This is a genomic window from Pantoea sp. X-Soil-ISGK-259 (genome assembly GCF_059730705.1).
The window spans coordinates 3,448,186-3,460,716 of the sequence record NZ_AP035986.1 but is presented as its reverse complement, the minus strand read 5'-3'; the positions used below and the strand labels follow the sequence as shown (position 1 = coordinate 3,460,716).

Annotated in this window: 10 protein-coding genes; 5 read left to right on the top strand and 5 right to left on the bottom strand. The window is 56.0% G+C overall.

Features of this window, described 5'->3' with window-relative positions; genetic code table 11:
* Positions 1-498 precede the first annotated feature (498 nt).
* Positions 499-2,244, bottom strand: coding sequence for a DNA primase (gene dnaG / locus AC6I77_RS16405; protein WP_003848432.1), 1,746 nt, complete (start codon positions 2,242-2,244; stop codon positions 499-501).
* Positions 2,245-2,362: 118 nt separating this feature from the next.
* Positions 2,363-2,578 (bottom strand): 30S ribosomal protein S21, encoded by a 216-nt coding sequence (gene rpsU, locus AC6I77_RS16400; RefSeq protein WP_001144069.1) that lies wholly within the window; start codon positions 2,576-2,578, stop codon positions 2,363-2,365.
* A gap of 278 nt (positions 2,579-2,856) precedes the next feature.
* Here rpsU and tsaD point away from each other — a divergent pair, with 278 nt between their 5' ends.
* Positions 2,857-3,870, top strand: coding sequence for a tRNA (adenosine(37)-N6)-threonylcarbamoyltransferase complex transferase subunit TsaD (tsaD, locus tag AC6I77_RS16395; protein ID WP_003848434.1), 1,014 nt, complete (start codon positions 2,857-2,859; stop codon positions 3,868-3,870).
* A 29-nt stretch (positions 3,871-3,899) separates the two neighbouring features.
* Here tsaD and plsY read toward each other — a convergent pair whose 3' ends face one another.
* On the bottom strand, positions 3,900-4,505 hold the full coding sequence (plsY, locus tag AC6I77_RS16390; protein ID WP_003848436.1) for a glycerol-3-phosphate 1-O-acyltransferase PlsY: 606 nt from the start codon (positions 4,503-4,505) through the stop codon (positions 3,900-3,902).
* Between the two features lie 108 nt (positions 4,506-4,613).
* On the opposite strand from plsY, the gene folB reads away from it, so the two are divergent.
* Together folB and bacA are read left to right on the top strand one after the other, a co-directional pair.
* Positions 4,614-4,973 (top strand): bifunctional dihydroneopterin aldolase/7,8-dihydroneopterin epimerase, encoded by a 360-nt coding sequence (gene folB / locus AC6I77_RS16385; RefSeq protein ID WP_497817151.1) that lies wholly within the window; start codon positions 4,614-4,616, stop codon positions 4,971-4,973.
* A gap of 190 nt (positions 4,974-5,163) precedes the next feature.
* Complete coding sequence (gene bacA / locus AC6I77_RS16380) at positions 5,164-5,982, top strand: undecaprenyl-diphosphate phosphatase (RefSeq protein ID WP_003848438.1); 819 nt, start codon at positions 5,164-5,166, stop codon at positions 5,980-5,982.
* A 15-nt stretch (positions 5,983-5,997) separates the two neighbouring features.
* Here the strand turns inward: bacA and AC6I77_RS16375 are convergent, their stop codons facing one another.
* Positions 5,998-7,230, bottom strand: a complete 1,233-nt coding sequence (locus tag AC6I77_RS16375; protein ID WP_033743156.1) for a multifunctional CCA addition/repair protein — start codon at positions 7,228-7,230, stop codon at positions 5,998-6,000.
* Between the two features lie 158 nt (positions 7,231-7,388).
* Positions 7,389-8,009, bottom strand: a complete 621-nt coding sequence (locus AC6I77_RS16370) for a TIGR04211 family SH3 domain-containing protein (RefSeq protein ID WP_003848440.1) — start codon at positions 8,007-8,009, stop codon at positions 7,389-7,391.
* 272 nt (positions 8,010-8,281) lie between these two features.
* Between AC6I77_RS16370 and AC6I77_RS16365 the strand changes: the two genes are divergently transcribed.
* Together AC6I77_RS16365 and glnE are read left to right on the top strand one after the other, a co-directional pair.
* Positions 8,282-9,592, top strand: a complete 1,311-nt coding sequence (locus AC6I77_RS16365; RefSeq protein ID WP_497817150.1) for a CYTH domain-containing protein — start codon at positions 8,282-8,284, stop codon at positions 9,590-9,592.
* A gap of 33 nt (positions 9,593-9,625) precedes the next feature.
* Positions 9,626-12,478: a bifunctional [glutamate--ammonia ligase]-adenylyl-L-tyrosine phosphorylase/[glutamate--ammonia-ligase] adenylyltransferase gene (gene glnE, locus AC6I77_RS16360; RefSeq protein ID WP_497817149.1), complete on the top strand. Its 2,853-nt coding sequence runs from the start codon at positions 9,626-9,628 to the stop codon at positions 12,476-12,478.
* The last annotated feature ends 53 nt before the right edge of the window (positions 12,479-12,531 follow it).

Below are 12,531 nucleotides of genomic sequence, written 5' to 3'. Positions count from 1 at the left end.
GTATCCACACTTCTGTTAAATTAGATTGGTGTCGGTCGGCAGCGCGCCAACAATAAGCAGTGAAGGCGTTTAGTTCTTGCCGCTGCCTTCGTCGCGGCGTGGGCTTTGCCCATCAGTAATCGGCACTTAAGCCGCTTGTTAACTCTGTGCTAAGGGCCTGGCTTACTTGCCATTCTGCTTCCCGGCAGTGCTCGCTCTCCTCACGTACTTCAGTACGCTCCGGGAGCTGTGCGCTGGCGGTAACCAGACTGGCGTCGACGCCTGCGGCCTTTAAAATTTGTGCTAAGGGCCTGGCTTACTCGCCATTCTGCTTCCCGGCAGTGCTCGCTCTCCTCACGTACATCAGTACGCTCCGGGAGCTGTGCGCTGGCGGTAACCAGACTGGCATCGACGCCTACGGCCTTTAAAATTTGTGCTCAGGGCCTGGCTTACTCGCCGACCCCTAAAATTCGTGCGGCTGCCCTTTGATCGTTCAAGCGGGCAGCATGCTGAAAACGGTTATTTTCTGGCAAACGCCTGACTGAGTGTCCAGAATTCACGGCGCTCATCGGCGCTGAGTCCCTGAGTGCGCTCGCGCGCAATCAAAAACTCCAGGCGCTCTTCAAGAGCTGCATCATAGATGCTGGCCAGCGAGTCCTGAAACACCGCTTCGGCTTCTTCATCTACTATCATGTGGTTCCAGATCGCCAGTGTTTCAAGCGTCTGACTAAAATTTGTTCCGCGATATAACTCTAGTAGCTGACCGGTGGTCAATCCAGGATTCTCATTACAACGGCCCACTAATTCAATAAATAGCGGTAAACCCGGCATTTTTGACTCAGACAGCCCATCCAGAGAAGGCACCATCGTGGCCAGTTGTGGGTTCTGAATCAGTAACGCAATCAGTACACGCATGGTGGTACGCTTCAACGGAGGCGCAACCGGTGCGGTTCCGCTTGCGGCCTGCTTCGGCATCAGCTTTTCAAGCTGATTATCGTCAAGAATACCCAGTTTATTCCCCAGCTCCTGACGCATATAAATACGTAAGGTCTCACCGGGAATCTGCGTTATCAGCGGTAAAGCCAATGTGCTCAGGCGCGCTTTTCCATCGCGTGAGCTCAGATCCACCTGCGGCAGCAGGCTATCAAATAAAAACGAAGAGAGCGGCATCGCCTGCTCCATCCTCGCTTCGAAGGCGGCTTTACCCTCTTTACGTACCAGCGTATCCGGATCTTCACCATCGGGTAAAAACATAAAGCGTAGCTGACGACCATCATTCATGTAAGGCAATGCGGTCTCGAGCGCACGCCAGGCCGCTTCACGACCCGCTCTGTCGCCGTCGTAACAGCAGATCACGGTGTCGGTACTGCGAAACAGCAACTGAATATGTTCAGCAGTGGTTGAGGTGCCTAATGACGCAACGGCATAATCGATGCCGTACTGCGCCAGCGCAACCACGTCCATGTATCCCTCGACCACTAACAGGCGGGCGGGTTCAGGATGGTTCTTAACGGCTTCATACAGGCCATAGAGCTGACGGCCTTTATGAAAAATGGGTGTTTCCGGTGAGTTGAGATACTTCGGCGTATCGTTACCCAGCACGCGTCCGCCAAAACCAATGACGCGTCCACGCTTATCGCGGATCGGAAACATGACGCGGTCGCGAAACCGGTCATAGGTACGGCCTTTGTCATTGCTGACCAGCATGCCCGCTTCCATCAATGACTCGCGGTCTTCCGATTGCTTGCCAAAACGTTTGAGAACGTTGTCCCAGCCGGCTGGCGCATAACCTATAGCGAAATGATTGATGATGTCGGCGCTCAGACCACGACGATCAAGATAGTCGCGTGCTGGCTGCGCACTGGATTGCTGCAGGCCCTGCTGATAAAAACCGTTCAGGTTCTCCATCAGCTGATACAGGCTCTGGCGCTGATGGCGTTCCATCTGGCTGGGCCCGCTGCCTGCTTCGTAAGGCACGTCTAAACCGTGGGAAGTGGCCAGCTCTTCAATACTTTCAACGAACTCCAGACGATCAAAGTTCATTAAAAAGTCGATAGCATTGCCGTGTGCACCACAGCCGAAACAGTGATAGAACTGTTTTTCGCCGTTTACGGTGAAAGAGGGCGTTTTTTCATTATGGAAAGGACAGCACGCATGAAAATTCTTACCCTGCTTTTTCAGCTTAACGCGGGCATCGATAAGATCCACGATATCCGTGCGGGCAAGTAAATCGTTGATAAATACGCGTGGAATTCGTCCAGCCATACGCCCCAGATTTTCAGCTCATAAACGGCAACAAGCCGCGCTTCCTTTCGGAAAGCACGGCCTTTTACTTGACTCTGTCTGCGTGAATCACGCGGTGGAGGCGAACCTCCGGAACGACTTAGTACAGACGAGTGCGGCGTGCGTTTTCGCGAGCCAGTTTCTTGGCGTGACGCTTAACTGCTGACGCTTTAGCGCGCTTACGTTCGGTAGTCGGTTTTTCATAGAACTCACGACGACGAACTTCAGCCAGAACGCCTGCTTTCTCGCATGAACGCTTGAAGCGACGCAGTGCTACGTCAAATGGCTCGTTTTCACGTACTTTAATTACCGGCATGTAACTCTCACCTCGATAAAATTCGGTTTTTGCTGCTGACTGCGGCGCCAGCACATTTCAAAATGGTGCAGCATTTTACTCCAACTCGCGTTGGTTTGTAAAGCACCAAGGATAATTTGAAACCAACAGGAGCGTTTGCCTGTGCGGCTGCCGGTTTTTCCAGGGGCGGGAGTATAGCGCACTCTTTAGCCGACAGAAAATGACTTTTTACGCCGGATGTCCGCGCTGCACATCCAATTGCTGTGATAAACTGCGCGCCGCAAGAATGAGGTGATGCAATGCGAATTCTGGGTATTGAAACGTCGTGCGATGAAACTGGCATCGCTATTTATGATGACGAGGCCGGATTACTGGCTAACCAGCTCTACAGTCAGGTAAAACTGCACGCCGATTATGGCGGTGTGGTGCCGGAACTGGCCTCACGTGATCACGTGCGTAAAACCGTGCCGCTGATTCAGGCCGCACTGAAAGAGGCCGGTCTGGCGCCGCAGCAGATTGATGCCGTAGCCTACACAGCGGGTCCCGGACTGGTTGGTGCGCTGCTGGTCGGTGCCACCATTGGTCGCGCCCTGGCATTTGCGTGGAAAGTGCCTGCGGTGCCGGTCCATCATATGGAGGGCCATCTGCTGGCGCCGATGCTGGAAGAGAATCCACCGGAATTTCCGTTTGTCGCCCTTCTGGTCTCGGGCGGACATACTCAGCTGATTAGCGTTACTGGCGTCGGTGAATATGTGCTGCTTGGTGAATCGATCGATGATGCCGCGGGTGAGGCCTTTGATAAGACGGCGAAGCTGCTCGGTCTGGATTATCCGGGTGGGCCAATGCTGTCGAAGATGGCGCAGCAGGGCACAGCGGGACGCTTTACCTTCCCGCGTCCGATGACTGACCGTCCGGGCCTGGATTTCAGCTTCTCCGGCCTCAAAACCTTTGCTGCGAATACCATTCGCGCCAATCCTGACGATGATCAGACCCGTGCTGATATCGCCCGTGCGTTTGAAGATGCAGTCGTCGATACGCTGTCGATCAAATGCAAGCGTGCACTGGATGAGACAGGCTTTAAGCGTCTGGTGATTGCGGGCGGTGTCAGCGCTAACCGCACACTGCGCGAGCAGATGGCGATCATGATGCAAAAGCGCGGCGGAGAGGTGTTCTACGCCCGTCCTGAGTTCTGTACCGATAACGGTGCGATGATCGCGTATGCGGGCATGGTGCGGTTAAAAGGCGGCACCCGAGGCGAGTTGAGCGTCAGCGTGCGACCGCGCTGGCCGCTGGCGGAACTGCCCGCCATCTGATGTGAAAAAAGCCGGCTTGCCGGCTTTTTTTATGGTTGAGATTTCTTTTTGCGCTTCCAGATCTTGCCTTCCTGACCCCGCCACAGCCGCTGAATATTGTCGTGATGACGCAGCAGGATGAGACACGAGAGCATGGAGACCGGGAACGTGAACTGCGGTTTGAACCACCAGACATAAAAGGGCGCGATCAGGGCGCTGACGATGGCACCCAGCGAGGAATAGCCGCTGAGTAAGACCGTTAACAGCCAGGTCCCGGTAACCAGCCCGGTTAAGTCCCAGCCAATTGGCGCTATCGCGCCGAATGCGGTTGCCACGCCTTTGCCGCCGCGAAAGTGAAAGAACACCGGGTAGATATGACCCAGACAGGCCGCAATGGCGGTCAGGCCGAGATAAAGCGGCGTGACGTGCATCAGATAGGCCAGCCAGACCGGCACCATCCCTTTCAGCACATCAAACACTAATACGGTTGCTGCGGCGGCTTTGCCGCCCAGACGCAGTACGTTGGTCGCACCGGGATTCCCGGAACCGTGTGTGCGCGGATCGGGCAGGCCAGCGAGTTTGCAAACCAGAATCGCACTGGAAATCGAGCCGCAAAGATACGCGAAAATAATCATACCAAGCGCGAAAGCACTCATAACACCGTACCGTTCCCTTTAGGGTCGTTTTGATCTCATCAACCGTGGATAATACGCATAATCCGCCGGAAGTGGTATCCGGCTTAGCCAAAAACAGAGACCCTCATCATGGATATCGTATTTATAGAACAACTCACGGTGTTCACCACCATTGGCGTTTACGACTGGGAACAGGGCATACAGCAGAAGCTGGTGCTCGATGTCGAAATGGCCTGGGATAACCGTCTGGCGGCCAGCAGCGACGATTTGAAAGATTGCCTGAGCTATGCGGATGTCTCATCGGCGATCCTGACGCATCTGAACGGGGGGCGTTTTGCCCTGGTTGAGCGGGTTGCTGAAGAAATCGCGGATCTGTTGATGAACCGTTTCAGTTCGCCTGGCGTACGTATAAAGGTAAGCAAACCGGGGGCTGTAGCCCAGGCGGCGCAGGTTGGCGTGCGAATTGAGCGCGGGACTATTCCTAAATAAATACGATGTGATTGCCATCACAATGAAACCAAACCAAATTACTGTCTGTCATAGCGTGTGCCGTTTCGTTACAGCAGGCGAAACGGTGTAGACCTTAAGGTTTAATTCAGGCTTATAGCGGCATAATTTCAGGCGATAGCAGTGCGCTACCGCCTTTTTAATGGTTTGAAACGGATAGAGGGAACATTTGATGGCAGATATTCATCAGCTTTGGGTAGCTGCAATCCTGGGCGTTGTGGAAGGGCTGACCGAATTTTTACCGGTCTCTTCCACAGGGCACATGATTATAGTGGGTCACCTGCTGGGCTTTGAAGGTGAAAAAGCCGAGACCTTTGAAGTTGTGATTCAGTTAGGATCAATTCTGGCTGTGGTAGTGATGTTCTGGCGCCGTCTGTTTGGCCTGATCGGCATCCATTTTGGCGAAGTTAAACATGAAGGTGTTGGCACCGGCCGTCTGTCGTTGATCCACATCCTGCTGGGTATGGTGCCGGCGGTGGTTGTGGGTCTGGTCCTGCACGATCAGATTAAAACGCTGTTTAACCCGATCAACGTGATGTACGCGCTGGTGGTGGGGGGCGTTCTGCTGCTGGCTGCTGAGTACCTCAAGCCAAAACAGCCGAAAGCCGTCGGCGTTGATGATATTACCTATCGTCAGGCGTTTATGATTGGCTGTTTCCAGTGCTTAGCACTGTGGCCGGGCTTCTCACGTTCTGGTGCAACCATCTCGGGTGGCATGCTGATGGGCGTGAGCCGTTATGCCGCGTCAGAGTTCTCCTTCATCCTGGCAGTGCCAATGATGATGGGTGCGACCGTGCTGGACATGTACAAGAGCATCGGTTTCCTGACAATGGCGGATTTCCCGATGTTCGCCGTCGGCTTTGTCACGGCGTTTATCGTGGCGCTGATTGCGATCAAAGCCTTCCTTGAGCTGATTAAGCGTATCTCTTTCGTCTCGTTCGCGATTTATCGCTTTATCGTGGCGGCAGCGGTTTACATGGTCTTCATGTAAACCCTGGGCAGCCTGCTAGTCAGGCTGCCTGATCGCCAGACCCTGCGCGACGGCGTCAATTCGTCGCCGCGTCATCTCTTCCCGCACCTCTGCACCTTTAAACCCTGCTTCGACGACCGCTTTGGTCGGCACCGCCTGCGCCAGCGCAAAAGCACGACGCAGATAGTCGCCCTGCGGATAAGGCATGCTCTCCAGTCCAGCCCGCCCACGTGCATCCGCTTCGCTGGTCAGCGCCATCTGTTCAATGCGCTGCGGCTTACGCCAGGCATCGATCCGATCAAACAGTGCCACCAGTGATGCCGGGGATTGCCGTTCGATGGTGTGCACAATGTCGTGGAATTCGGTCACGATTAACGCCAGATCGCGAATCGCGTTGGGTACCCGCAGTCGCTGACACAGCGCCTCAACCAGTGGAACGCCTGCCAGTCCATGACCGTGATGGCTCGGCCACAGTTCAGGCGGCGTCAGCGCCTTGCCGACGTCATGGAACAATGTAGCGAAGCGCACATCGATCTCGCTGGAGAGGGCTGCAGCCATCGCCAGTGTCATCAGGGTATGAACACCGGTGTCGATTTCCGGGTGCCATTTAATCGGCGCAGGAATACCAAACAGATTATCCAGCTCAGGAAACAGCACCTGCAACGCACCGCAGTCACGCAGAACCTGAAAATAGACCTGAGGATTACGGGCACTCAGCGCCTTTTCCGTCTCTTTCCACACGCGTTCGGCAGTGAGATTCGACAGCTCGCCGCTTTCGGCCATCTGCTGCATCAGTTGCTGGGTTTCGGGGGCAATACGAAAGTTGAGATGAGCAAAACGCGCAGCAAAACGCGCGACGCGCAATACCCGCAGCGGATCTTCACTGAAGGCTTCAGAGACATGACGCAGCAGGCGCAGGGCAATGTCACGCTGGCCATTATAGGGATCGACCAGTTCGCCGTTTTCATCCTGCGCGATAGCATTGATGGTGAGATCGCGGCGCTGTAAATCCTGCTCCAGCGTCACGTCGGGCGCGGACCAGGTGACAAATCCAGTGTAGCCTTTCCCGTTTTTCCGCTCGGTCCGTGCCAGTGCATACTCTTCGCGACTGACGGGATGCAGGAAAACGGGAAAATCACGACCGACCTGTTGATAACCCTGCTCAAGCATGGCTTCGGGTGTGGAACCAGTGACAACCCAATCTTTGTCTGTAACCGGCAGATTCAGCAGCGCATCACGCACCGCACCGCCAACAAGAAACGTCTTCACGCAAAACTCCAGAGAAAAAGAAATGATCTGCATGCCGGGCACGTCCCGCGCCTGAAATCAGCAGTGCATCTCATTTTATTGTTGCACAGATTCCCCGGATTGCAGACATGCCAAAAGGGGGATCCTGCGATCCCCCGCGAAAACCCGACAGAATGGGGTCAGTTCATCCAGCGATCGCTTTTCTTACGGCGCGGCAACATATGCGGCAGTAGCAGTCCCAGCAGCAGGCCGACACCCAGCACGCCGCCACCATACATAAACCACTGCATAATGATGGTGCGCTGTTTGTCATCCAGCTGAACGTTGGCGGCGCTGACTTTCTTCTGCGCGACAATCAGCTCATTTTTGAGCTTCTGATTTTCGCCTTTCAGCCCATTAATCACGCCGTCGCTGCTGGCGACTTTGTTCTGCATCTCAGCGGTGCGCTGGTTCCAGCTGTTGTCGATATTATCCAGCTTGGCCGTCAGATCCTTCACCTGCTGCTCAAGCTGCGGCACCCGGGTGCGCAGGCTCGGATTTGCGCTGAGCTGCGACAGAGGAATCCAGGTGGTGCGGCCTTCGGAATCGCGGATCTGGCCATAATGAGTATCGTTGTTGGTCTGTAACAGCTGAACTTCTTCCCCGGCATTCAGCTTACCGAGCAGGCGGAACTGATCGCCCGGCCCGCTACGAACCCAGGTCGAAAGCTCATCAGACACATAACGTTTTTCGTCGGCATGGGCAGGTGCAAGGCTGCTAAGGGCCAGCAAAGTGAGTCCAGCGAGTGTAATTTTTTTCATTCGATTTCGTTTGGCTTAATCTGACTTAAAATTTACCGGCACAGTCTGGAGAGGCCTCGCATAAATCTGAATGAGAACTATCCTGGTCTCATGAGAGTGCGAAAAGGTCTGCGAAAGAGCAAAGAAAGCAGAGACAGCGCGGCTTCTGTGCATTAATCTTCGCCTGATAACCCCTTGCCCTCCAGGCGACAGCATGAGTAACCTGCTGATAATCGCCTGAAATATGCAGGAAAAACCCTCTTAAGTGCCAGCGGCGTAGTGAATAAAAAATTATGACCATCGAAATCGAATTAAAGTTCATTGCAACTCCACAGGCAGCCGGGAAACTGGCTGAACTGCTCTCCACTCTGCCGCATCAGCATCAGGCTGCTCGCGAGCTGACCAACATCTACTTCGAAACCAACGACAACCAGCTGCGACGCTGGGACATGGGATTGCGTATCCGTGGCGTTGACCAGCGCTATGAAATGACGCTGAAAGCCGCGGGGCAGACGCTTGGCGGACTGCATCAGCGTCCGGAATACAATGTAGAACTCAGTGAGCCAGTGCTCGACATTGCGCGCCTGCCCGCAGAGATCTGGCCGCAGGGCACCGATGTCACTGCGCTGCAGCCGCGCTTACAGCCGCTGTTCACTACCCATTTCCAGCGTGAAGTCTGGCTGATCACCGCAGGCAACAGTGAAATTGAAGTGGCATTTGATCAGGGCGAAGTCACGGCGGGTGAGCTCAGCGAACCGTTGTGCGAGATCGAATTAGAGCTGAAACGGGGTGAACGCCAGGATCTGCTGGCCTTTGCGCAGCAGCTGGTGGCGCTGGGCGGTCTGCGTATGGGCAGCCTGAGCAAAGCCGCCCGAGGCTATCAGCTGGCCCAGGGTAATCCACCGCGTCAGGTTGAGGCGTTCCCGCTGCTGAAAGCCGGTGCGAAAGCGACTGTGGAGCAGGGTATGGTCGCCTCAATGTCGGCGGGGCTTCGTCACTGGCAATATCATGAAGAAGTCTGGCTGCGTGGTAACGCGGCGGCGCAGGACGCAGTGCGCGAAGCGCTGGATCTGCTGCGTCAGGCGTTCAGTCTGTTTGGTGCGCTGGTGCCGCGTAAAGCCAGTAGCGCTCTGCGTCAGCAACTGACCACGCTGGAAGAGACGCTGGTGAATGAAGAGCAGGAAGCCACCACGTTCTGCTTATCTTCCCTCTCTGTTGAGACGCAACTTGCGCTGACCCACTGGCTGGCGGAATCGCAATGGCGTCAGTGGATCGACGCTAAAGGAGAAGCCAAGCTTCAGGGATCGTTTAAACGCTTCAGCGATATCATGCTGAGCCGTGTTAATGCCGATCTGAGAGAAACCTTCATTACGGTAAAACAGCCTAATGAGTATCAGGACAAAGCCACCCGCCTGGCGCGTCAGCTGCTGACGGTGCACCTGCTGGCGGGTTCTTATCCTGTGGAAACGGTGATGGCCTGGCTTGATCCCTGGCAGCAACTGCAGTCAGCGATTCACGAAAAACAGACGTCCGGATTAGCCTGGCTGACGTCGCAGGCCCTGAAACAGCAGCCGTTCTGGCTCACCAGCGGCGCTGCCCGCTAAGGGACATTCCGTCACGCCATCAAGGAGGGAGTTATGTTGTCAGCACTGCCCGCGTTGCTACGCGACCAGGCCGAAGCGGCCGCCCGACAGCTGGAGATTCCGCTGGATTCGCTCAGTCCGGAGCAGGCTGCCGGACTGGCTTTCAGCGATTTTGTGCTGGAAAACCTGCAACAACATCCCGACTGGTGGCAGACGATGCTCGACCAGCCGCCGCAGCCTGATGAGTGGCAACACTATTCTGCATGGCTGAATCAGGCGCTGAATGCAGTCGACAGCGAAGCGAGCCTGATGCGCGAACTGCGGCTGTTTCGACGCCGTATGCTGGTACGTGTCGCCTGGATGCAGGCTCTGCAACACGCGACGACCGAACAAAGCCTGCAGCAGCTCAGCGTCTTAGCTGAAGTGCTGATCAGCCGTGCGCGTGACTGGGTCTATCAGGATTGCTGTCGCGATTTTGGTACGCCCTGTAATGCGGACGGCGACGCGCAGCCGCTACTGATTCTGGGCATGGGTAAGCTGGGTGGCGGCGAACTCAACTTCTCCTCTGATATCGACTTGATTTTTGCCTGGCCGGAAAACGGCACCACACGCGGCGGACGGCGTGAGCTCGACAACGCCCAGTTCTTTACCCGCATGGGACAGCGGCTGATCAAAGTGCTGGATCAACCCACCATGGATGGCTTTGTCTATCGGGTGGATATGCGGCTCCGTCCGTTTGGCGACAGCGGCCCGCTGGTGATGAGTTTTGCCGCGCTGGAAGATTATTACCAGGAGCAGGGGCGCGACTGGGAGCGTTATGCCATGGTCAAAGCGCGGCTGATGGGGGATGACCACGATCGCTGGAGTCTGGAGCTCCAGCAGATGCTGCGGCCCTTTGTTTACCGGCGCTACATCGACTTCAGCGTGATCCAGTCCCTGCGTAACATGAAAGGGATGATCAGCCGCGAAGTTCGTCGACGTGGTCTGAAAAACAATATCAAACTGGGTGCGGGCGGCATCCGTGAAACTGAGTTTATCGTGCAGGTGTTCCAGCTGATTCGTGGCGGACGAGAGCGCTCGCTTCAGCTGCGATCGCTGTTGCCGACGCTGGAGGCGATCAAAAATCTGGCCCTTCTTCCTGCTGAGCAGGTCGATGCACTTCGCGACGCTTATCTCTTCCTGCGGCGGCTGGAGAATCTGCTGCAAAGCCTGGGCGACGAGCAGACCCAAACGTTGCCAGAGGATGAACTGCATCGTGCCCGTCTGGCATGGGCGATGGATTGTGTCGACTGGGATGCTCTGATGACGCGGCTCGACGGTCAGATGGCGGCGGTACGCGCCATCTTTGACGAGCTGATTGGTGAAGATACTCCAGACATTGGCGATCAGCGTGAGCTGGCGGAGTTTCAGGTGCTGTGGCAGGACCAGCTGGAGGATAGCGAGCTTGCGCCGCTGGTCCCGCAGCTCAGCGACGAGCAGCGATTAACGCTGCATCAGACACTGGAGGCGTTTCGTCAGGATATCAATCGACGCACTATCGGTCCGCGTGGTCGTCAGGCGCTGGATCAATTGATGCCGCGACTGCTGAGCGAAGTCTGCCCGCGTGACGATGCGGCTGTCACGCTGAGTCGCCTGACACCGCTGCTGATCGGCGTGCTGACCCGCAGTACCTATCTGGAGCTGCTGACCGAATATCACGGTGCGCTGCGTCACCTGATTCGCCTGTGCGCCGCCTCACCGATGGTGGCCAGCCAGCTGGCGCGTCACCCCTTGTTGCTGGATGAATTACTCGATCCCGCCACGCTCTATCAGCCGACGGCCACCGACGCCTATCGCGATGAGCTGCGTCAGTACCTGCTGCGCATCCCCACTGAGGATGAGGAGCAGCAGCTGGAAGCTGTGCGGCAGTTTAAGCAGGCGCAGCATCTGCGCATTGCTGCGGCTGATATCGCGGGCACGCTGCCCGTGATGAAAGTCAGTGACCATCTCACCTGGCTGGCAGAGGCGATTATCGAGTCGGTGGTCCGCCAGGCGTGGAATATGATGGTACAGCGCTACGGGCGTCCTTCGCATCTGAGTAATGAACATGAGCGCGGCTTTGCGGTGCTGGGCTACGGCAAGCTGGGTGGCTGGGAGCTGGGTTACAGTTCCGACCTGGATCTCGTCTTCCTGCATGACTGTCCGGCTGACGCGGTAACAGAAGGGGAGCGCAGCATTGATGGCCGTCAGTTCTATCTGCGCCTGGCCCAGCGCATCATGCATCTCTTCAGTACCCGCACTTCGTCCGGCATTCTTTATGAAGTCGATGCGCGGCTGCGTCCTTCGGGTGCGGCGGGCATGCTGGTCAGTACCTTTGAGGCCTTTGAGGAGTATCAGCGCAGTGAGGCCTGGACCTGGGAGCATCAGGCGCTGGTCCGGGCGCGCGTAGTATTTGGCGAGGCGACACTGGGTGAACGTTTTAACGTAATCCGTCAGGCGATTCTCTCACTGCCACGCGCCGCGGATGCGCTGCAAACCGAAGTACGCGAGATGCGTGAAAAGATGCGTACTCATCTCAGTAACAAACATAAAGGGCGCTGGGATATCAAAGCCGACGCGGGTGGCATCACCGATATTGAATTCATCGCCCAATATCTTGTCTTACGCTACGCCGCTGAGCAGCCTGAACTGACGCGCTGGTCTGACAATGTGCGCATTTTTGAGCTGATGGCGAAGTACCATAAAATGCCCGCAAATGAAGCGCAGGCGCTGACGCAGTCCTATGTGACGCTACGCGACGCACTGCACCATCGCGCCCTGCAGGAGTTGCCGGGTCATGTTGAACCTGAGGCGTATGCAGCGGAACGGCAGACGGTGATGAACAGCTGGCAGCGCTGGCTGGTAACCCCTGCGTCTATCCTGGCGTGATGCTGATAGCACAAATCGCAACTGTGCTATCATCCGCGCACTATTTTTAATGC